18 protein-coding genes and 1 other RNA gene are annotated in these 20,881 nt (G+C 46.2%); 9 read left to right on the top strand and 10 right to left on the bottom strand.

Features of this window, described 5'->3' with window-relative positions:
* Positions 1 to 174 precede the first annotated feature (174 nt).
* From A4V09_RS04175 to tgt, 5 genes are all read right to left on the bottom strand, one after another.
* Positions 175 to 1,005, bottom strand: coding sequence for an AraC family transcriptional regulator (locus tag A4V09_RS04175; RefSeq protein WP_065541237.1), 831 nt, complete (start codon positions 1,003 to 1,005; stop codon positions 175 to 177).
* 98 nt (positions 1,006 to 1,103) lie between these two features.
* Positions 1,104 to 1,979 (bottom strand): L-serine ammonia-lyase, iron-sulfur-dependent, subunit alpha, encoded by an 876-nt coding sequence (gene sdaAA / locus A4V09_RS04170; RefSeq protein ID WP_065541236.1) that lies wholly within the window; start codon positions 1,977 to 1,979, stop codon positions 1,104 to 1,106.
* A gap of 9 nt (positions 1,980 to 1,988) precedes the next feature.
* On the bottom strand, positions 1,989 to 2,657 hold the full coding sequence (sdaAB, locus tag A4V09_RS04165; RefSeq protein WP_065541235.1) for an L-serine ammonia-lyase, iron-sulfur-dependent subunit beta: 669 nt from the start codon (positions 2,655 to 2,657) through the stop codon (positions 1,989 to 1,991).
* 121 nt (positions 2,658 to 2,778) lie between these two features.
* The gene (gene yajC, locus A4V09_RS04160) at positions 2,779 to 3,102 is read right to left on the bottom strand and encodes a preprotein translocase subunit YajC (RefSeq protein ID WP_065541234.1); all 324 of its coding nucleotides are present in this window, start codon (positions 3,100 to 3,102) and stop codon (positions 2,779 to 2,781) included.
* 115 nt (positions 3,103 to 3,217) lie between these two features.
* Positions 3,218 to 4,354, bottom strand: coding sequence for a tRNA guanosine(34) transglycosylase Tgt (gene tgt / locus A4V09_RS04155; RefSeq protein ID WP_065541233.1), 1,137 nt, complete (start codon positions 4,352 to 4,354; stop codon positions 3,218 to 3,220).
* A 292-nt stretch (positions 4,355 to 4,646) separates the two neighbouring features.
* Here tgt and A4V09_RS04150 point away from each other — a divergent pair, with 292 nt between their 5' ends.
* Entirely contained in the window at positions 4,647 to 8,894 is a 4,248-nt protein-coding gene (locus A4V09_RS04150) for a 2-hydroxyacyl-CoA dehydratase (protein ID WP_065541232.1), read from the top strand.
* A gap of 62 nt (positions 8,895 to 8,956) precedes the next feature.
* On the opposite strand, the gene A4V09_RS04145 is transcribed toward A4V09_RS04150, so the two are convergent.
* The 4 genes from A4V09_RS04145 to A4V09_RS04130 form a co-directional block, all read right to left on the bottom strand.
* Positions 8,957 to 10,591 carry a putative polysaccharide biosynthesis protein gene (locus A4V09_RS04145; protein WP_065541231.1) on the bottom strand — a complete coding sequence of 545 codons (1,635 nt, stop codon included), beginning with the start codon at positions 10,589 to 10,591 and terminating at the stop codon, positions 8,957 to 8,959.
* A gap of 14 nt (positions 10,592 to 10,605) precedes the next feature.
* Entirely contained in the window at positions 10,606 to 11,280 is a 675-nt protein-coding gene (gene ung, locus A4V09_RS04140; RefSeq protein ID WP_065541230.1) for a uracil-DNA glycosylase, read from the bottom strand.
* A 244-nt stretch (positions 11,281 to 11,524) separates the two neighbouring features.
* Positions 11,525 to 12,994 carry a sensor histidine kinase gene (locus A4V09_RS04135; protein WP_065541229.1) on the bottom strand — a complete coding sequence of 490 codons (1,470 nt, stop codon included), beginning with the start codon at positions 12,992 to 12,994 and terminating at the stop codon, positions 11,525 to 11,527.
* A 3-nt stretch (positions 12,995 to 12,997) separates the two neighbouring features.
* Entirely contained in the window at positions 12,998 to 13,672 is a 675-nt protein-coding gene (locus tag A4V09_RS04130) for a response regulator transcription factor (RefSeq protein ID WP_065541228.1), read from the bottom strand.
* Positions 13,673 to 14,176: 504 nt separating this feature from the next.
* On the opposite strand from A4V09_RS04130, the gene ssrA reads away from it, so the two are divergent.
* Positions 14,177 to 14,528: a transfer-messenger RNA gene (ssrA, locus tag A4V09_RS04125) on the top strand.
* Between the two features lie 163 nt (positions 14,529 to 14,691).
* Here the strand turns inward: ssrA and A4V09_RS04120 are convergent.
* Positions 14,692 to 15,180, bottom strand: a complete 489-nt coding sequence (locus A4V09_RS04120; protein ID WP_065541227.1) for a GNAT family N-acetyltransferase — start codon at positions 15,178 to 15,180, stop codon at positions 14,692 to 14,694.
* A gap of 241 nt (positions 15,181 to 15,421) precedes the next feature.
* Here A4V09_RS04120 and A4V09_RS04115 point away from each other — a divergent pair, with 241 nt between their 5' ends.
* The 7 genes from A4V09_RS04115 to A4V09_RS04090 all read left to right on the top strand — a co-directional run bounded on the left by A4V09_RS04115 (position 15,422) and on the right by A4V09_RS04090 (position 20,870).
* Positions 15,422 to 15,745 (top strand): sporulation initiation factor Spo0A C-terminal domain-containing protein, encoded by a 324-nt coding sequence (locus tag A4V09_RS04115; RefSeq protein WP_065541226.1) that lies wholly within the window; start codon positions 15,422 to 15,424, stop codon positions 15,743 to 15,745.
* Between the two features lie 291 nt (positions 15,746 to 16,036).
* On the top strand, positions 16,037 to 16,702 hold the full coding sequence (locus A4V09_RS04110; RefSeq protein ID WP_065541225.1) for a response regulator transcription factor: 666 nt from the start codon (positions 16,037 to 16,039) through the stop codon (positions 16,700 to 16,702).
* A gap of 2 nt (positions 16,703 to 16,704) precedes the next feature.
* A complete protein-coding gene (locus tag A4V09_RS04105) occupies positions 16,705 to 17,784 on the top strand; it encodes a sensor histidine kinase (RefSeq protein WP_330396506.1) in 1,080 nt (359 codons plus the stop codon).
* Between the two features lie 96 nt (positions 17,785 to 17,880).
* Positions 17,881 to 18,036, top strand: coding sequence for a hypothetical protein (locus A4V09_RS24825; protein ID WP_171285896.1), 156 nt, complete (start codon positions 17,881 to 17,883; stop codon positions 18,034 to 18,036).
* Positions 18,029 to 18,874 carry an ABC transporter ATP-binding protein gene (locus tag A4V09_RS04100; protein ID WP_065541223.1) on the top strand — a complete coding sequence of 282 codons (846 nt, stop codon included), beginning with the start codon at positions 18,029 to 18,031 and terminating at the stop codon, positions 18,872 to 18,874. Before A4V09_RS24825 ends, A4V09_RS04100 begins: the two co-directional genes overlap by 8 nt.
* A complete protein-coding gene (locus A4V09_RS04095) occupies positions 18,874 to 19,866 on the top strand; it encodes an ABC transporter permease (RefSeq protein WP_065541222.1) in 993 nt (330 codons plus the stop codon). Before A4V09_RS04100 ends, A4V09_RS04095 begins: the two co-directional genes overlap by 1 nt.
* A complete protein-coding gene (locus A4V09_RS04090; protein ID WP_242963950.1) occupies positions 19,863 to 20,870 on the top strand; it encodes an ABC transporter permease in 1,008 nt (335 codons plus the stop codon). The genes A4V09_RS04095 and A4V09_RS04090 overlap by 4 nt, the downstream gene beginning before the upstream one ends.
* Positions 20,871 to 20,881 lie beyond the last annotated feature (11 nt).

Raw genomic sequence — 20,881 nt, 5'->3', positions numbered from 1 at the left:
CCTCCAATTGAGCCGCCGTGCAGCTAACACAGCAGTATATTTACATATGCTGCTATCGTAATTTCTTATATCTCAAAACTATCATTCAAGCGCAAAACAGCCAATATACTTTGTTACCAGACTTTTTTATACAAAAATGTCTCATACCTTGTTATAGATATGAGACATCCTTAATTAATATTTCACTGGTATCCAGACTTCCACTTCCCCTGCATCCTCAGCTTCATTCCAAAAAATGTATCTTTCAATAGTGGGGAGTCCGCATTTGTCATACTGGCTCTGGGGCAGAAATTCCTGATTGATCTGCCGCCATAAATTCCCCAGTATATTATCTGAAATCTTTCCCTTTGTCTGGAAAATAAGCCACGTTGCCGGCGGGTACTGATATGTCACAAATCCCTCTACCTTTGGCCCATCCCAAAGGACAGCGCACATATAATCATTGCTGCCGTCTTTCTGAAATCCAAAACACAGCCCCAGGTCAAAAAAATCTCCGCTGACATCTTTCATCTTTTCATTGGTACCGTCGCTCTTCACCACTGCCCAGGTACCACCTCCGTACGGCGTGGTCATTCTTGTTCCAAGTACCTGAAATGCCTTCTTGTCTTCAATCGTATACCTCATAGACTCTACACCCTTTACAGTTATCTGAAATTCAAGCCTACAGTAAAACATCAGCGGAACAGCATTCTGTCTCACCTCCGTGGGATTGACACCGTGCATTTTGCGGAATGCCACACGGAAAGCATCTCCTGACTGATATCCATATTTCAGTGCAATATCCAACACTTTCTCATCGGTATTCTGCAAATCATATGCCGCCATAGTCAGCTTGCGTCTTCTGATATATTCGGAAAAACTTATGTTTGTCACCTGTCCGAACAGACTCTGAAAGTTCTGATACGGACACGCCATAATCTTACTGATCTCTTCCTCATGAATCTCATCCCGAAGATGCTCCTCCACATAATCCATCACTCGATTTATCCGCTGCATCCACTCCATATTTCCACCTGCCTTATATATATAATAAATCTTTCGCTGCTTATCTGTCCGATAAATTTTCTACGGAAAATGTCGGTGTGAAAATGCTCTCTCAATCCTCAGCTTCCAAAAATCTCGCAAGTACGTCTGCATGCAGCAGGGGTTGCCGCACAACCGCCCAGTGCGCTTTCCCGCAGTTCAAAAGGAAGACTTCTGCCCACATGATACATGGCCTGGGCCATCTCGTCAAAAGGAATCACTGCCTGGATTCCCGCAAGGGTCTGCTCCGCACAGATCAGCGCATTCGCTGCCCCCACACTGTTCCTGTTCTGACATGGGTACTCCACAAGGCCTGCAATGGGATCACAGACCAGACCAAGCAGGTTGGATATTGCCACAGAGGCCGCATCCAGACACTGCTTTGGTGTGCCTCCCATCATCTCCACCGCAGCCGCGGCTGCCATGGCTGAAGCTGCGCCCACCTCCGCCTGACACCCCGCTTCCGCACCTGCCACAGAGGCATTCCGCATAAGCAGGTATCCAATGGCTCCTGCTGTGTAAAGTCCGTTTAAAACTTCCTTTTCCGCCAAATCATATTCTTCCTGCAGAGCCAGAAGCACTCCCGGTACCACACCGGAAGAGCCCGCTGTAGGCGCGGCCACGATCACACCCATGGAGGCATTGACCTCCAGAACTGCCATGGCATAAGTGATTGCACGCTGAAGCACCGTCCCGCAGACAGACCTTCCCGCCAAAGCATGCTGATGAAGCTTGCGGGATTCTCCGCCGATCAGACCGCCTACGGAGGGCTTGGGATTGGTCAAAGGCTCTTTTGCGGAACGTCGCATGATCTTCAGGGATTTTTTCATTTTCTGCTCCACTTCCTCCTCTGAAATCCGGGAAAATTCCGTCTCCCTAAGCTTCATAGCCCTGGAGATGGGTATGTCCTGCTCCCTGCATAGATCTAAAAGTTCACTGCCCTGATTGAATTCCATCCTATCCTCCTATATCTGTACCAGAATCACGTTGGAGACACAGGGATTTTCCCTGATTATATCTGTCACGTCTTCCGGTATTTTTTCATCAGACTCCACAATGGTATAGGCCCTGGCACCTCTTTCCTCCCGGTAAAGGCGCATAAACGCAATATTTACATTCTTCTCGCTCAGAGCCTTGGTAATATGTGCCACCACACCCGGCTTGTCTGTCTGACTGACAACCAGAGTGCTGTACTCCCCTGTAAAATCCACTTCTATCTGATTCAGCCGGACAATTTTCACCTTGCCGCCGCCCAGGGAAACACCACGCACAAAAAGATGTTCCCCGCCGGTACCCTCCATATCCATATCCGCAGTATTTGGGTGTTCATCTCCCAGTTCACCGCTGGTTATAAATTCATAGCAAAGCCCCTGCTCTTGGGCCAGTGTCAGGGAATCCCTGATTCGCAGATCATCTGTCTGAAATCCCATGATGCCTCCCAGAAGTGCCCGGTCTGTACCATGCCCCCGGTATGTCTGGGCAAAAGAACCATACAGGGTAAAGCGCACTTTTTTTATCCTGCCCGGAAAAAGCCTCCGCGCAAGAAGGGCCATGGATGCCGCACCTGCGGTGTGAGAGCTGGAAGGTCCCACCATATTTGGCCCGATCACATCAAATAAACTGATAAATGCCATGTTCGTATTTCTCCATATTCTGTCCCTGTTTCTATCAAGAGGCCGTTTCTCATTCACGAAAAAACAGGCGCCGCAGAACCATTTTTCCTGCAACACCTGTCTTACTTTTCAATCTTCTAAATTACTCTTTTTCTGCGATTCCGTCTCCGGCTTTCTCAACTTCTGCGATAGCCGCTTTTCTCATAGGGATTCTGCAGTTTCTATTGTTTCCGAATTCTACGATAACATCTTCATCTGTAATATCAATTAAGATTCCGTAAAAACCGCTTGTGGTTACCACACTGTCGCCTACTTCCATAGAAGATAACATGGATTTTACTCTCTGCTGTTCCTTTTTCTGCGGTCTCATGATCATGAAATACATTAAAAGAAAAAATACAACCAGAGGCAGTAACATGGTTGCCCATGCACCGGCGCCGCCTGCGCTTGCCTGTCCTAATAACATTTTTGTTCCTCCTGCAAATTATATTTTTGAACGTTATTACAATAATACACAATTTTTCTTATTTCTTCAAGTGTTTTTCAGGTTTTTTTATATATTTTACACGTTTTTTCTGTTTTTATGCCTTAGGACCTGCTGCCATGCGCTCCAGCTTCTGCTGTTTATAATCCTCATAGTGCCCTTCATCAAGAGCCTGGCGTATTTCCGTCATCATGGTATTGTAGAAATACAGGTTGTGCAGTACACACAGACGCATTCCCAGCATTTCCTTAGCTTTCAGAAGATGACGGATATAGGCCCTGCTGTAACTTCTGCAGGCCGGGCACTGGCATCCCTCCTCGATCGGGCGGGAATCCAGTTCATATTTAGCGTTGAACAGATTGAGTTTTCCAAAATTCGTGTACACATGGCCGTGGCGTCCATTCCGGCTTGGGTATACACAGTCAAAGAAATCCACACCTCTGGAGACTCCTTCCAAAATGTTGGCCGGTGTTCCCACTCCCATCAGATATGTGGGTTTATCTGCCGGAAGATAAGGCACCACACTGTCCAGGATCCGGTACATTTCTTCATGACTCTCCCCCACTGCAAGGCCCCCAACCGCATAACCGTCAAGGTCCATTTTGGCAATCTCTTTTGCATGTGCGATACGGATATCATCATATACTGCGCCCTGATTAATGCCGAACAACATCTGCTGGGGATTGAGAGTATCTTCTTTTTCATTCAGCCGTGCCATCTCATCCTTGCATCGGGCAAGCCATCTTGTGGTCCTGTCCACAGAATCCTGAACGTATTTTCGGTCTGCCACAGAGGATGGACATTCATCAAACGCCATGGCGATGGTGGAGGCCAGGTTTGACTGTATCTGCATACTTTCCTCTGGTCCCATAAAAATCTTATGCCCGTCAATGTGGGAGTTAAAATAAACGCCTTCCTCTTTGATCTTCCGCAGCTTTGACAGGGAAAACACCTGGAATCCGCCGGAATCCGTGAGTATGGGTCTGTCCCAGTTCATAAATTTATGGAGTCCGCCCAGTTTTTTCACTACCTGGTCACCCGGGCGAACATGGAGATGATATGTGTTTGACAATTCTATCTGCGTTCCTATTTCATGCAGGTCCGTTGTGGCAACTGCTCCCTTGATCGCAGCCACTGTGCCCACGTTCATAAAGACAGGGGTCTCCACCGTGCCGTGCACTGTCTCAAAATGGGCGCGCTTTGCCATGCCTTCCTGTTTCAGTATCTTGTACATATAACAATTTCCTCTTTCTAAACGTAATCCTTTTGCCCGTAACTGTATATCTGATAAATGTTACGTCTGGCTTATTCTACCATAAGGGAAATGTAAACGCAACCGGCTGGAATATTTTCTTTTCCTCTTATTATATTTAACTAAAATAATCCAATTTCAAATTAGCAATTGTATTTTTAGGAATATTGTCGTATAATGTTAAATGATTTTCTATCGCACCATATAAATAAGAAGAAACGCATATATGACGGCATAAAATCCGTCCATTTATTATGAAGGAGGTCTCCTGACCATGTCAGCAGATAATAAAAATACTGCAGATGTATACCGTCTTGGAATTGATATTGGTTCCACCACAGTAAAAATCGCAGTTCTAAATGAAGAAAAAGAAATCCTTTTCTCCGATTATGAACGCCACTTTGCAGACATTCAGAATACACTGGCTGGACTGCTGGATAAGGCATATAAAAAATTAGGAGAATTTTTAGTCCTTCCGGTGATCACCGGTTCCGGCGGACTTACACTTGCAAAACATCTGGAGGTTCCCTTTGTGCAGGAGGTTATCGCTGTATCCTCCTCCCTACAGGAACTGGCTCCCAGAACCGACGTAGCCATTGAGCTTGGCGGGGAGGATGCAAAGATCATTTATTTTGAGGGCGGAAATATTGAACAGCGTATGAACGGCATCTGTGCCGGTGGAACCGGCTCTTTTATTGACCAAATGGCCTCCCTGCTGCAGACGGATGCCGCGGGCCTGAATGAATACGCCAAAAATTACAAGGCGCTTTATCCTATCGCTGCCCGCTGTGGTGTGTTTGCCAAGACAGACATCCAGCCGCTGATCAACGAGGGCGCTACCAAGGAGGACCTGGCAGCCTCCATTTTCCAGGCTGTGGTCAACCAGACCATAAGCGGCCTGGCCTGCGGAAAGCCAATCCGCGGCCATGTGGCATTTCTGGGCGGCCCGCTTCACTTTTTGTCTGAACTGAAGACAGCGTTTATCCGGACACTGAAGCTGGATGAGGAGCATACCATTGTACCTGACAATTCCCATCTGTTCGCAGCTATCGGCTCTGCGCTGAATGCGAAAAAGGTTGCGCCCGGCGTATCCGTAACTGCCATGCGTGACAGGCTGTCAGCCAATATACATATGGAATTTGAGGTCAACCGTATGGAACCTCTGTTTGCCTCCAGGGCGGATTATGACAAATTCAATGAGCGCCAGAGTCATTACAATGTGAAAACCGACGATCTCTCCGGCTACAGCGGAAACTGCTATCTTGGCATAGACGCAGGCTCCACCACAACAAAGGCAGCCCTGGTCGGGGAGGATGGTTCCCTGCTCTACTCCTTTTACAGCAACAACAACGGCAATCCCCTGGCAACCAGTATCCGTGCCATTCAGGAAATTTACAGCCACCTTCCCCGGGAAGCCAAAATCGCATACTCCTGTTCCACCGGCTACGGGGAAGCACTGATCAAGGCTGCCCTTCTTTTGGATGAGGGGGAAGTGGAGACCGTGTCCCACTACTATGCAGCCGCTTTCTTTGACCCTGAGGTGGACTGTATCCTGGATATCGGCGGTCAGGATATGAAATGCATCAAAATAAAGAACCATACTGTGGACAGTGTGCAGCTAAACGAAGCCTGCTCCTCCGGCTGCGGCTCCTTTATCGAGACCTTTGCCAATTCTCTGAATTACAGTGTACAGGATTTTGCAAAAGCCGCTCTCTTTGCAAAAAATCCCATTGACCTTGGAACCAGATGTACTGTTTTCATGAATTCCAAAGTAAAACAGGCACAAAAAGAAGGTGCGGAGGTATCAGACATCTCCGCAGGACTGGCATATTCCGTTATAAAAAATGCATTATATAAGGTTATCAAGGTTTCCGATGCCTCTGAGCTTGGAAAACACATTGTCGTACAGGGCGGAACCTTCTATAATGACGCTGTTTTGAGAAGCTTTGAGCGCATTGCCAACTGTGAAGCCATACGTCCGGACATTGCCGGAATCATGGGGGCTTTCGGTGCTGCCCTCATCGCAAGGGAGCGCTATACGGCAGGCCAGGAAACCACCATGCTTCCTATTGAAAAGATCAACAGTCTCCAGTATAAAACCACCATGGCAAACTGCAGGGGCTGTACCAATAACTGCCGTCTGACCATCAACAAATTCTCAGGCGGACGCCAGTATATTTCCGGCAACCGCTGCGAGCGGGGAATCGGCAAAGAGAAGAACAAGGAACATATTCCCAATCTGTTTGAATATAAATATAAAATGCTGTTCTCCTATGAACCGCTGACAGAGGATAAAGCTTCCCGAGGAAAGGTGGGCATTCCCAGAGTCCTGAACATGTTTGAAAACTATCCCTTCTGGTATACGTTCTTTACCAGGCTGGGATATCAGGTGGTACTCTCCCCCACCTCAACCAGAAAGATATATGAACTCGGCATTGAGTCCATTCCCAGTGAATCAGAGTGCTACCCAGCCAAACTGGCACACGGACATGTATCGTGGCTGATCAAACAGGGGGTCAAATATATCTTCTACCCCTGCATTCCGTACGAGAGGGAAGAATTTGAGGATTCTATTAACCATTACAACTGCCCCATCGTCACTTCCTATGCGGAGAATATAAAGAATAACATTGACGAACTGAATGATCCGGAAATCCAATTCCACAATCCGTTCTTAGCTATGACCAATGAGGATACCATCACAGAGCGGCTGCTGGAAGAGTTTAAAGACATTTCCTCCTCAGAAGTATCTGACGCCGCCCATGCCGCCTGGAAAGAAATGGCCAAGTGCAGAGAAGATATCCGCAGGAAAGGTGAGGAGACTCTCCGCTATCTGGATAAGACAGGAAGACGCGGCATCGTGCTGGCCGGAAGGCCATACCACATTGACCCGGAGATCCATCACGGTATCCCGGACTTGATCAACTCCTACGGTATTGCCGTACTGACAGAGGATTCTGTCTCTCATCTGGCACCTATCGAACGTCCCCTGCGTGTCAATGACCAATGGATGTACCACACCAGACTTTACGCTGCCGCCAACTTTGTGAAGGAAAAAGAGAATCTGGATTTGATTCAGTTAAACTCCTTCGGATGCGGACTGGATGCCGTGACCACAGACCAGGTAAATGAGATCCTGGCAGACAGCGGCAAAATTTACACCTGCCTGAAAATAGATGAAGTGAACAACCTGGGTGCAGCCCGCATCCGTGTCCGCTCTCTGATAGCTGCCCTCCGGGTCAAGGAAGAACAGCATATCAAACGGAAAATATCACCATCCTCCATCAAAAAGGTGGTATTCACACCTGAGATGAGAAAAAAATATACGATCCTGTGCCCGCAGATGTCACCCATCCATTTTTCCATCCTGCAGGCAGCGTTCAATGCCAGCGGGTACAATCTGGAAGTGCTTCCCAATGACAACAAGGAAGCTGTGGATGTGGGCCTCAAATACGTGAACAATGATGCCTGTTACCCCTCCCTGATGGTGGTGGGCCAGATTATGCAGGCACTCTTGTCCGGCAAATACGATCTGCACAAAGTGGCGATCATTATGTCACAGACCGGAGGCGGATGCCGTGCCTCCAACTATATCGGATTTATCCGAAGGGCACTTGCCAAGGCAAATATGTCCTACATACCGGTTATTTCCATTAATTTAAGCGGGCTGGAGGAAAACCCCGGATTTAAAATCACCGCAAAGCTGGCCTCCAGACTGGCGTTCGGCGCGGTGTTTGGAGACATACTTATGAAATGCCTCTACCGTATGCGCCCCTATGAAGCCGTCAAAGGCTCCGCCAACGCCCTGCACCGCAAATGGGAGAAGCGCTGCATCCGTTTCATAAGCGCCAAACACATTACTTTCGGGCAGTTTAACCGCATCTGCCGACAGATGATCCGGGAATTTGACACTCTGCCTATCACCGGTGAGAAAAAACCGAGAGTGGGGATTGTAGGTGAAATTCTGGTAAAATTCCTGCCTGCTGCCAATAACCATCTGGCAGAGCTTCTGGAAAAAGAAGGGGCAGAACCTGTCTGCCCGGATTTGATCGACTTTTTATGCTATTGCTTCTATAACCAGAATTTCAAGGCAAAATATTTAGGATTCAAAAAAACATCTGCAAAAACTGCCAATATGGGCATCAAAGCCATCGAATTTATCAGAGGAGCAGCCAACAAAGAGTTTGCCAAAAGCAAACATTTTACTCCATCTGCCAATATTAAAGACTTGGCAAAGATGGCAGCACCTATTGTATCCATCGGCAACCAGACCGGAGAGGGATGGTTTTTAACCGGAGAGATGATGGAACTGATCCACAGCGGAGCGCCTAATATTGTGTGTACACAGCCTTTTGGCTGTCTGCCCAACCACATTGTGGGCAAAGGTGTAATCAAAGCCATCCGTAAGGATTATCCGGATGCCAATATTGTTGCCATTGACTATGACCCAGGTGCCAGCGAGGTAAACCAGCTGAACCGCATTAAGCTGATGCTATCCACTGCATTCAAAAAGATGCAGTGACAAAAAGAAAAAGCCAGCGGGCTGCCATTCTGTGCAGCCCGCTGGCTTTTCTTACGATCTTGTCAGATGATCCTCAGTTTCTGGGCCAGCACTATAAGCTTTGTCCCTCCCGGCAGGGACAGAAGTTCCTGTCGGGATGGTTTTGCAATAAAGAGATAGGCAATGAAATACACAGCAGCAGCCAGCGCGATCGAAGGGATCAAGGCCAGCAGATTGGAGTGCGGCAGTGATTTTGCCAGTAATCTCACACCTTTGTACACGGCAAACGCAACGATCCCCATGGGAATCGTTGCCAAAAACGGAGGCAGGTAAGCATATTTCCACGGATTCTGATATCCCAGGTATTTCTTCAGGGCCCTGTCATTGAGTACACACATAACAATGGCATATACGATCATGGCAATGACCACGGCATAGATTCCCGCATTGGTAAAAAACAGCAGAACCGCCAAAAATACAATATCCACAGCCAGAGAAATTGCCGCGTTGATCATAGGGACATTAGCCCTTCCGATTCCCTGCAGAACCCCATTTGATATATTGGATGTACTGTTCAGGATAACTGTGATCACCCCAAGCACCATCAATTGTCCCGCTACGCCTTCTGTGGAAGGGAAAAGCAGAGCGGTTACCGGCTGTGCCAGTACGGCAAGCCCCACGGAAGCCGGCATGGAAATCAGCATACTGATCCATGTGGCATTATTTATTTTCTCAATGGCGCCTTTCACATCCCCTGTGGCATAATGGGCGGACACCTCCGGAATCATGGAGGTAGGAGCCGTACTAGCCAGTGTCAGGGGGATATTGATCAGTGTCATGAAAAATCCAAACTCTGCATACAGCACTTTTACCTGGCTGTTATCCATACCTCTGAAATCTGAAATGCTGGTGTACATCACACCATTGATATAACCATTCACATTATAAATAAAGGCGCTGAGAATGATAGGCGCCACGATCAGCACAATATTTCTCATGACCTGCTGATAGCTCTCATCCACAGAAACCTTGTCCCTGGCAATCCTGCGGTTGATCGTCTTCCTATTCACGCTGTACACGAACAGCATAAAAAGAAGCGCTGCCGTAACACCGGCTCCCGTACCAATGGTTGCCCCGGCTGCGCTCCATCTCTGCAGCGTATCTTCCCCTGCACCTGCAAAATGGTGAACCATAAAGTTTGCCATCAACAGTGCCACAACCGCAACCGCTATCTGTTCTACGATCTGAGAGATAGACGTGGGCATCATATTCCTGTAGGCCTGGAAATATCCTCTGAACACCCCAAGAATACCTGATATGAAAATAGTAGGGGCCAGCATCTGAAGCGCCAGTCTTGCATTTGCCACGCTGTCCGGTACCAGGATCGAAGCACCGAACACACATATAAGGGCAACAGCGCCTCCGGCTAACACTGCATATAAAAGAGCGCCCTTAAACACCCTCTGCGCGTCTCTGTATCTTTTAAATGCGATCCGCTCCGACATGATCTTGGATACAGCCTGCGGAATACTGAAGGATGCGATCATCAGCAGAATAAAATATACATTCTGCGCGAACTGGAAACAGGCAAAGCTCTCTCTTCCCAGGAGCGAAGACAGGGGACTTTTGTATATCATTCCGATAATCTTTGATATCAGCGCCGCAACCATTAAAAAAGACGCATTTTTCACTAATGTATTACTATTCTTTTTACCCATTTGTCCAAATTCCTTTATCTGTTTTCTATCTGCCAGTCAATTGGCTCCAGGCCATGTTCCTGCAAAAAGGCATTTGCCTTGCTGAAATGACGGCATCCGAAAAATCCGCGGAATGCAGACAGCGGGCTGGGATGAGGTGCTTCCAGGATCAGGTGGTTTGGATTGTGCAGCATACTCTTTTTCATCTGCGCCGGTCTTCCCCACAAAAGGAATACCATGGGACGGTCCTGTTCATCCAGAATACGGATCGCCGCATCCGTAAACTCCTCCCAGCCGATTCCTCTGTGAGAATTGGCCTGGTGTGCCCGCACAGTCAGAACTGTATTCAAAAGCAAAACACCCTGTTTTGCCCATTTCTCCAGATATCCGTTGTTGGGTATATAACAGCCGCAGTCTTCCTGCAGTTCCTGGTAAATATTCACCAGAGAAGGGGGGATTTCCACATCCGGCTTGACAGAAAAACACAGGCCGTGAGCCTGTCCGTCATTGTGATAAGGATCCTGTCCCAATATGACCACTTTTACCTGGTCTAAGGGGGTAAAATGAAATGCATTAAAAATATCATCCGGTGCGGGGAATACCTTTCTCATCTGGTACTCCTGCCCCACCTTGGCGAACAATTGTTTATAATATGTTTTTCCGAATTCCGGCTTCAAAGCCTCCAGCCAATCTCCCTGTAAAGGCGGCATAATCATCCCTCCTGCATTTTTATCATGTTCTCTAGTTTAGCAGAATCTATCGAAAAATGCAAGGAGGTGTCGCCAGTCATCATCTTTCTGTCATCACTTTGTTACTGTTCACGCGCCACTGTCCCGCGAGGTATTTTCAGACCGAAGGCATAAAAATCCCGAAGCAGCCAGCGCGATATGGAGCAGAATGCTTCATATCTGTGCATCGGGAAGCGTGTTGCTGAGAACGGAATGAACAGTAATATCACTTTTCTTCCAGTTCAAACCAGAATTCCACACCGTTGTCATAGTTGACCACGCCGAACTTCTGATGCATGCTCTCCATAATGGCCTTTACAATTGACAGTCCAATACCGCTTCCCCCGTACTCCCGGGTCCGTGCCTTGTCCACCTTATAGAATTTTATCCAGATTTTATCCAGTTCCTCCTCCGGGATGGGGCTTCCTGTGTTGAAGACAGAGAGACGCACATGATTTTCCCCTCTCATCATCTTCACCTCAATCTTCATTGCTCCATCCACATGGTTCAGTGCGTTGGACACATAGTTAGTCACCACTTCCTCCACCTTAAATTCATCTCCCCACACATACACAGGCTCAGACTGAGGGAAGGAGATCTGGGCACCTTTCTGGTCTGCCAAGAGCTGTGCAGACTGCACTACGCCTCTTACCAGGTCTGTCAGGTCGAACCGTTCCATGGCAGCCTGGTCATTGCCGAATTCCAGATGGTTGAGGGTCAGCAGTTTTTTTACCATATTGTTCATTTTAGCAGACTCATCCATGATCACATCACAGTAAAACTCCCTGCTCTCCGCATCGTCATTGATACATTCTTTCAATCCCTCAGCATACCCCTGGATCAGCGCAATAGGGGTCTTCAGCTCATGAGAAACATTGGAAAGGAATTCCTTGCGCATCTCATCAATCTGTTTCTTCTGCTCAATATCCTCCTGCAGTTCATTGTTGGCAGTTTTCAGTTCAGATATGGTATGCTCCAATTCCTCGGACATCTTGTTGAAGTTCTGGCCCAGCGTGCCGATCTCATCCTCGCCTCCTCCTTCATATCTGGCCTCAAAATCCAGATTACTCATACGCCTTGAGATTTCCGTCAGTTCCAGCAGTGGTTTCGTGATCCTCTTGCTCATAAACCAAATTGCGGCGCTGCTGATCATAATCACAAGAAGTCCTATATAAATATAGAATATATTCGAGATTTCCACACTGTCCCGGATACTTGCCATGGGCATACGGATCAAAAAGGCACACTTTCGGTTCTTCATCACGCCCCACATGTCCAGATAAACTACATTCTCTTTGTCGTCTGTATTCTGCTCCAGCGTGTAAGAATCATTGTCTGTAATGACTTCCCTGTTTTCCGGCATCATTCCCCAGATATATCCAAAAAGAAGCCTGGTAGCCAGCAAATCGGGATTTCGCCCGTCATTGGCTATGATAGTCCAGTCCTGTGTGCTCACATCCACAAGTACCCAGGAAATGTTTTTCTCAATACAAAGTCCCTGCAGGTGCGTCCTGCCCTCCGGGTCATTATAAGCCTGCTCATTTAATGCTTTATATACGGTTTCCAGAGAATCCGCCTTTCTGGAAATATAATATTTCTCCAAAAACAAGCGGTTCACCGCCGTAATAGATAAGAGCGATAAAAGCATAATTCCGATAAAAGATAATGCCAGACGCACCTTAATTGATTTTCTCATGTTTTATACCTCGAACTTGTATCCCATGCCCCAGATTGTTTTAATGTATTCACCCTTATCTCCCAATTTGCTGCGAAGCTTTTTTACGTGGGTGTCAATGGTACGGGCATCTCCAAAATAATCGTAATTCCATACAGAATTCAGAATTTTCTCTCTGGAAAGTGCTATTCCCTGGTTTTCCAGGAAATACGTCAACAGTTCAAATTCCTTATAGCTCAACTCCATGGACTGCCCGTCAATAGTGGCAATATGGGAAGCTTTATTCACCTCAATACCACCCGCCGACAAAACATCACTGTTTCCGCAGATATTGGTTCTTCTCAGAATAGCCTCCACTCTGGCAACCAGTATCTTGGGGCTGAAAGGCTTTGCAATATACTCATCCACCCCCAGCTCAAATCCCAAAAGCTCGTCCCTCTCATCCCCTCTGGCAGTCAGCATGATAATGGGAACCTTTGACTCCCTGCGGATCTCCCTGCACACTTCCCAGCCGTCCATCTTAGGCATCATCACATCAAGGATCAAAAGGGCAATATCCTTTGTAGCATAAAAAATATCCAGTGCCTCCTCACCGTCGCCGGCCTCCAGCACCTCAAAATCTTTCTTTACCAGGAAGTCCCGCACCAGCTTGCGCATCCTGCTCTCATCATCCACTACCAGTATTTTGCATTTTTCCATATCGGTTCCCTCTTTCTATCTCTGCAGACTTATCTGTCCGATTTACTCTATGATAACGGTACAGTTCCATTACGATCACTGACAAAAATCCATTTAAAAACCTTTGGCCATGGAATTTCTGCCTTGGAGCTGAATAGTTACATTCTATAATATTTAAATATATCAGAAAATTTTGTTGAATTTGTGAACAGTAGCACGTTTCGCGATACACAGAAATGGCATTTCATGGGCAGGCACCTACACAACAGCTCTGCCGCAGGTGATCAAAACGGCATTGACCCCGAAAACAATCTTTCCCACTAAATTGCTGCGGGATGAAAAACGGCCGCTGTGGTAACTGCCTCCGCCGGAGCTGCCACTGTATCCGCCCCTTTTATTTCTTTTTAATAAGTCTATCCCAGACATAAATATCTGTCAAGACTGGTAAACTTTTTTCATTTCTCCTTGACAAAATCATAATAAAGTGATATTCTATAATACACTTCCACAGTGAAGTCCAGAAATGGGCTTGTACTGGTTTCGACGGGGGTTTTGAAGTTGGGGAAGCCATCCGCAGACTCCGGGACTGCGTACCAACCTGGAACTTAAATATAAACGCAGACAATAATAATTTAGCGTTAGCTGCCTAATTGCAGCTTGTCGGCCCCAGGTCACCTGCTGCCTGGGAATCCGGCATCGACTTTGCAGGGCCCTTTACTTTCAAAGCTTTGAGAAAGTAAAAGATTTATGAAGCTACTAAGTACATCAGCCTGTCATCCGGCGGTTGTATAAGGGAATGTTAAAAGAATGACTGTGATGGGAGATGCCTCAAGGGATAGACTTTCGGACGCGGGTTCGATTCCCGCCAGGTCCACTATTTGTAAGCCGCCGTAAGCGGCTTGCCTGCACAGAGCCATTGAATCCGAATGAAGTTTGGATTCAATGGCTCTGTTCTACTTAAAACTTTAAATCCGAACTTTTCACAGCATTCGGGTCCCTTACATTTTACACTAATGACAAAGGGGTCCCCCGTGCGATGTTCACCGGAATATCTGGCTGCTGTTGATATCATATACAAAATGCGGAACCAGCCGATTGTCCACTATAGATTTTGACTCTCCATTCTGTACGGCACCCATTTTTTCATAAAATCCTGTGGCCTGATGGCTGGTGACAAAATGTATTGTTAGAATACCCTGTGCCTTGCACCAGCCAGTCATATGGTTCCACATCTGCTTTCCGTATCCTCTGCCAAGCTCCTGCTCCGCCACATAAAAGTATTCCAGCTCCCATTGGTCTGCATTCCGCCTCAGGCCCCAAAATGCAGCTGGGCTCCCGCCTTCCCGGCACACATAAACCGGATTTTCTAAAATAAACTGTTCTGTGATATTAAACTTATGGTCAAATACCTCCATAAATTCTTTTTTATATCCCCAGTGAGCTTCTGACTTCCACGCAAGGAGACGCAGACCCCGTGTATCTTCCGGCTTCGCCGGTACAAAATCTATGACCCTTTTGGCTGCTGCCATAATATCCCGCCTTTCCGCATTCCATAGAATACATGATGTACTTTTTTAATTCGATGATGCTACAAGGCCAATTTTACTATTGTAGGGTTCACCTGTCAAACACCAGCCGGTGCCTAAACGGTCCGGCAGGGTGCAAAAAAAGGGACCAGAGGTCTTTTTTTGTATTATAATGTCGAACTTTCCTTCCTTGACAGCTTTCTCCTCTATAATATTATAGAAAATATGAGGAGGGTAAATAAATATGCATACAAAGGATAGAATCATACGACAATTCGGCATCACATCAAAATATAAGGGGTACCGCTATCTGCTGGACGCCATTCATATTGCCGCCGAGAATTATGATGAGTGTCTTAAAGTGACAAAGGATATCTACCCTGTCATTGCCCATAAATATGGGGTTACCAAAGTCAGTGTGGAACGCGACATCCGGACTGTAATAGAAAAATGCTGGGATAATAATAAAGCATATCTGCAGGAACTATCCGGGTATAAACTCTCCAGATGCCCTTCAAACAGCGAATTCATTGACATTATTGCCTACAAAGTGTACTGTAGTAAATGAAATACCGCTGATTTCTCCATAACTAAAATAGTCCTGAATGCAAAAATAAATCTCACACCAATGCACATCACCTAAAAAGGGCTGTCTGCCGGATGATATGTGGTCTAATGCATCCTAAGTGGACAGCTCCCTTTCTGTTTGCATTCCCTTTTAGAACGTAATATAATGAAATCGAATCCAGCGGATTTCATAGCCGCTGACACAGGTAAGTCCCTGTCCGACACCTATTCTACAATATTTTGACAAGTCCTTACAGGATAAAGATAAATACAAATACAAAAGGAGGCAAAAATGGCTCTCATATTAATAGCAGAGGATGAAAAAGGTATGCAGGAAATCCTTACGGACTATATGCGCCACGGCGGACATACCTGCATAACGGCCGATGACGGTATAGACGCTGTGACAATTCTGAAAAACAATCCTGTAGATTTGGCAGTGCTAGATATTATGATGCCCCATCTGGACGGCCTCACTGTATGCCGGATCGCCAGGGAAATGTGTAATATTCCCATCATTTTTCTCACAGCAAAAGACAGCGAGACAGATAAATTAAAAGGCTATGAGTACGGAGCTGACGATTATATCACAAAGCCCTTCAGCCCTAAATTACTACTCGCAAAAATCAATGTCCTTCTGCGCCGGGCCATGTCCGTCAATCCCCATGATATTGTCACAGCCGGCGAAATTGTGATGCAGCTCTCCTCCCACACGGTCACCGTCTGCGGCAGGGACACAGTGCTCACTCATAAAGAATTTGAACTGCTGCGCCTCTTTATGCTGAATAAAAATCAGGTCTTTTCCCGTGAACAGCTTCTTAACCGTATCTGGGGATATGATTTTGAGGGAAATACCAGAACAGTGGATACCCATATGAAAACCCTGCGCCAAAAACTGGGCAGTGAAGGGCAGCATATTGTGACCCTTATCCGCTCCGGTTATAAATTTGAGGTATGACTATGGAAAAAATAGTGTCTGCATTTCGTTTGAACACCGTCCGTAAAAAAACCCTTCTGCTTTCAAAATTGGTGGGAGGAATCATTGTTTTATTCTACCTTTTTACTTCAGAGCTTTCTACAAACCGCAGCTTTGCTTTTCTGATATGGTTTTTTCTTATGGCAGCCGTTATCACAAGTATAGATCATCTACTGGGTCGTCTGATCTCTAAACCTTTAAATGAAATTAACCGGGAGGCCGAACGAATGGCTTGTCTGGATCTTACTGCCCGCTGCCAAATCAAGTCTAATGATGAGTTTGGCAGACTTTCACAGAACCTGAATACCATGTCCTCTAATCTGCAGGATGCTCTGCAGAAACTGGAGTATGCTAATATCCAGCTTGAAAAGGATGTACAGAAGGAACGGCTCCTGCAGGCTCAGAGAAAAGAGCTGACAGATAACCTGTCTCACCAGATGAAAACGCCCTTGGGACTTATACGTGCCTATGCAGAAGGATTAATAGACGTGGTGGATGATACAAAAAAACAGCAGTATATCCATGCCATATTATCTGCTGAGGACCGGATCAACCGTATGCTCGTATCACTGCTGGATCTATCTGCAATGGAAGCTGGTTCCGCAGAACTCTTAGATGAAACCTTTGATTTCATTGAACTGGCAGAGACATCGGCAGGCCGCCTTCTTCTTGACACCCCGGATGGTGATCACCGTTTTACTTATCAGCTTCCCGATCATCCAGTTCTGGTTCAGGCAGACCCCAAACGCCTGGAACAGGTACTGGACAATCTCTTTGAAAACGCCAGAAAGAATGTCCAAAAAAAGGGAGAAATCCGTCTTACAATAAGCTGTACGGAAAAAGAACTGCTCTTCTCCCTATATAATCAGTGCTGCCCGATCCCGGAAGCGGATCTCCCCAAAATCTGGTCCAAGTTCTACCGCGGACAAAATACTGCCGGCAGCGGCTCTGGCTTAGGTCTGGCAATTGTTGCTCAGGTTCTCTCTCTCTATCAGGCTCCTTATGGAGTACAAAATCTGGATAACGGGGTAGAATTCTATTTTTCTTTTCCCTTTATCACATAACCATCTGCAAGGCATAATTTCACATGAACTTCACAGCAGCCTCATACTGACTTCACCTTCCCTGTATAGACTCTCTTATACAAGGGAGGTGATTTTATGTTTTTAGGACTTGAATGGTATTGGTGGCTTATACTCTCTGTAATTTTCATACTCTCTATACCTCTTAAAGTTAAATTTATGAAATGGTGGAGCAAACGCCGTCCGGAACAAGAAAGACAGCAGAAAGATAAATGGGGGAAGGATCATGATTGACGTGAAAGACTTGCGCTTTTCTTACAAAAAGGCCCGGGAAACGCTGCATGGCCTTACATTCTCTGTGACTGGCGGAGAAATTTTCGGATTTTTGGGACCAAATGGTTCCGGCAAATCCACAACGCAGAAGATATTAACAGGAATCCTTGGCGGTTACCATGGTAAGGTGCTGCTATTCGGACAAAAACCAAATGAAGGCCAAAAGGACTTCCGGAATGAAATTGGTGTTCTTTTTGAATTTCCATATCTTTATACTAATTTGAGCGCTCTCGATAACCTGAATTATTTTGCCTCTTTCTTTCCGGCGGATAAACGAAGAGATGCAATGGAACTTTTAGAGATGTTGGAATTCAAAAAGGATTTTTTGAAAAAACCGGTATCCTCTTATTCAAAAGGAATGAGACAGCGTGTCAGTATGGCCAGGGCTTTGATGAATCACCCCAGGCTGCTGTTTCTGGATGAACCAACCAGTGGACTTGACCCCTCAGGGGCAGTTCTGTTTCGGAAGATCATTGAGGAGGAACGCCGAAAAGGCACTACGGTCTTTCTGACCACCCATAATATGATGGACGCTGACCTGCTATGTGACAGGGTGGCTTTTATTGCCGACGGTGAGATCAAAGCGCTGGACACACCTAAAAGGTTGAAAGAGCAAAAGAGCTGCAATATAGCGGAAATCGTATATACCTATGAAAACAAACGCTGTTCTCTCAGTCTTGAACTGCCCCGGCTGACCCAGGCTTTTCCATTTCCCCATGATAAGATCATAAGTATCCATACAAAAGAACCCACTTTAGAGGACATCTTTATCCAATATACAGGAAAGGGGCTGATATAATGGGACATGCTCTGTTGTCTTTGGTAAAAAAAGATCTGCGTCTGATGATGGCATCAAAGTTTTTCCTGCTGGCGCTTGGTTCCCTAATCCTCTATTCCTGCTATATTCATCTGGTCTATGTGCGCCTGGACCAGGGAATATACCCGGTATACCTCTATGATCCTCACAGCCTTCAATCTGTGGCCGCACCAAAAACCGTGAAAGCGGATACCCTAAAACAATTGCATGAGGCCTGTTCGGACGGCTATTCCGTGGGCATCGACGCTTCAGGCCAGATTCCGCGGATTTATATGGTATCTTCCGGTTTGGAGAGCACGGACAACAGCCGGGCGGCTTACGCAGTGTCACTGCTTTCTTCTACAGACCCAACAAAAGCTGAAATTATAGGATCTCATGACAAAGAGATGAAAAGCCGGCGGGAGATCACCTGCGAGTTTCTCTTTTTTGAATTGTCCGCTGTAGGTTTTCTTGGTCTTGCCTCAACACTTTACAAAGAAAAACAGATGGGTGTGATCCGGGTACACAGTACACTGCCGGTAAGCCGGGCAGCCTTTATTCTCACAAAACTGACACTCTTCGTTCTGGCAGACTTAATCTTCTCCGTTTTACTCACACTGATAAACCTGGGACCTTTGGAGGGATTTTCTGTACTGCCTGCAGTTATGGTCCAGGCAGGTATTCTTTCGGCTGTCATGGCACTTACAGGCTTCTTCTCCGCTATATGCCTGCAGGGTTTCCGACAATTTTCTCTTCTGTATCTTGTATTCGCCGTATTTATCACAACGCCTGTATTTCTCGCAGGACAGACGGGTATTTCCTGGGACTGGATCGTGTACCATCCTATGTATCACTTGTTTATGGCTATGAAATACGCATACTTCGGTGTAAAACCGGCGGGAATTCTTTACTATACTGCCTGTACAGCTGCCATTATCCTATTGTTTACAGCCGTTCGCCAGGCACTGGTTCGGGAAATGGCAAAGGAGGGATGACATTGCTTGGAATAAAATTTCAGTTAAAAAACATTCGCCGGGACAAAATGTGTATTCTGACCTTTCTCCTTCCTATCCTGGCCGGATCAGCTATCAACCTGCTGTCAGGCATTGGCTTTACCTCTGTCAGTGAAACTGCTTTCGCTGCCGTCAAAGGAAATCTCAGACCTGATACTGCCTCTTGGCTTCAGAGCATAGGCCGGGTGGAAACTTTTGAGAACATGGGGGATCTGAGGATTGCAGTCAATGAACCCTCCACACAGCTTATTGGAGTAATACAAAAAGGAAAAGACATTACAGCTATTCTTTCCGGTGACGAACTGGAAGTAAATACTGTTATAGGAAATACCCTCCCACAGCTATATAAGGAGCGCATAAAACTGTCCTCATATGAAAGGGATATTCAGCCGGGCAAAAGCAATGATAGTTTAAAATCACTTTTGACCGCCATTACATTGGTAACTGCACTGTTCATGGGGTGTACGTTCAATGCTATGAATATGATCAGTGAAAAAGAAGAAGGAATTGGATTTGTTAATGAAGTGATACCTATGACTAAGATGAACTATATGGTTCAGAAAATTTCTCTTGGGTATATGGGTGCCGTGCTGTCCGCTGTTCTCACAGTATTAATCTGTACACATATACAATCCAACATGATGCTCCCCTTGGTCTTGATCATTATTTTGTCCGCTTTCTTAGCTGCTCTTGTGGGATTATTCATTGGACACTTTTCAGATGGGCTTATGTCCGGGATTGTGTGTATCAAGATAATTATGATACTGTTTCTCGCACCTCCGGTGCTGTTTTATTTGATTCTTTCAAAAAACAGCGTTCTGTATACCTTAACGTATCTGCTGCCATCCAGTGCGGCTTTTTACGGAATTCTGGATCTCATAACCGGGTCTGCCAGACAAATACCAAAATACATCTGTGTGCTTCTGTTTCACTGCATTGTCTGGCTGACCGTATATCTTTTTATAAATCACCGCAAAAGTTCCTAGACAGGAAAACT

This window comes from Blautia pseudococcoides (assembly GCF_001689125.2).
GTDB lineage: Bacteria > Bacillota > Clostridia > Lachnospirales > Lachnospiraceae > Blautia > Blautia pseudococcoides.
The sequence above is the reverse complement of the archived record's forward strand: the minus strand, read 5'-3'. Positions and strand labels throughout refer to the sequence as shown.

Coding starts and splice junctions, on each gene's coding strand:
- A4V09_RS04175 (WP_065541237.1), bottom strand. CDS start 1,005: ATGGAGTGGATGCAGCGGATAAATCGAGTGATGGATTATGTGGAGGAG.
- sdaAA (WP_065541236.1), bottom strand. CDS start 1,979: ATGGAATTCAATCAGGGCAGTGAACTTTTAGATCTATGCAGGGAGCAG.
- sdaAB (WP_065541235.1), bottom strand. CDS start 2,657: ATGGCATTTATCAGTTTATTTGATGTGATCGGGCCAAATATGGTGGGA.
- yajC (WP_065541234.1), bottom strand. CDS start 3,102: ATGTTATTAGGACAGGCAAGCGCAGGCGGCGCCGGTGCATGGGCAACC.
- tgt (WP_065541233.1), bottom strand. CDS start 4,354: ATGTACAAGATACTGAAACAGGAAGGCATGGCAAAGCGCGCCCATTTT.
- A4V09_RS04150 (WP_065541232.1), top strand. CDS start 4,647: ATGTCAGCAGATAATAAAAATACTGCAGATGTATACCGTCTTGGAATT.
- A4V09_RS04145 (WP_065541231.1), bottom strand. CDS start 10,591: ATGGGTAAAAAGAATAGTAATACATTAGTGAAAAATGCGTCTTTTTTA.
- ung (WP_065541230.1), bottom strand. CDS start 11,280: ATGCCGCCTTTACAGGGAGATTGGCTGGAGGCTTTGAAGCCGGAATTC.
- A4V09_RS04135 (WP_065541229.1), bottom strand. CDS start 12,994: ATGAGAAAATCAATTAAGGTGCGTCTGGCATTATCTTTTATCGGAATT.
- A4V09_RS04130 (WP_065541228.1), bottom strand. CDS start 13,672: ATGGAAAAATGCAAAATACTGGTAGTGGATGATGAGAGCAGGATGCGC.
- A4V09_RS04120 (WP_065541227.1), bottom strand. CDS start 15,180: ATGGCAGCAGCCAAAAGGGTCATAGATTTTGTACCGGCGAAGCCGGAA.
- A4V09_RS04115 (WP_065541226.1), top strand. CDS start 15,422: ATGCATACAAAGGATAGAATCATACGACAATTCGGCATCACATCAAAA.
- A4V09_RS04110 (WP_065541225.1), top strand. CDS start 16,037: ATGGCTCTCATATTAATAGCAGAGGATGAAAAAGGTATGCAGGAAATC.
- A4V09_RS04105 (WP_330396506.1), top strand. CDS start 16,705: ATGGAAAAAATAGTGTCTGCATTTCGTTTGAACACCGTCCGTAAAAAA.
- A4V09_RS24825 (WP_171285896.1), top strand. CDS start 17,881: ATGTTTTTAGGACTTGAATGGTATTGGTGGCTTATACTCTCTGTAATT.
- A4V09_RS04100 (WP_065541223.1), top strand. CDS start 18,029: ATGATTGACGTGAAAGACTTGCGCTTTTCTTACAAAAAGGCCCGGGAA.
- A4V09_RS04095 (WP_065541222.1), top strand. CDS start 18,874: ATGGGACATGCTCTGTTGTCTTTGGTAAAAAAAGATCTGCGTCTGATG.
- A4V09_RS04090 (WP_242963950.1), top strand. CDS start 19,863: ATGACATTGCTTGGAATAAAATTTCAGTTAAAAAACATTCGCCGGGAC.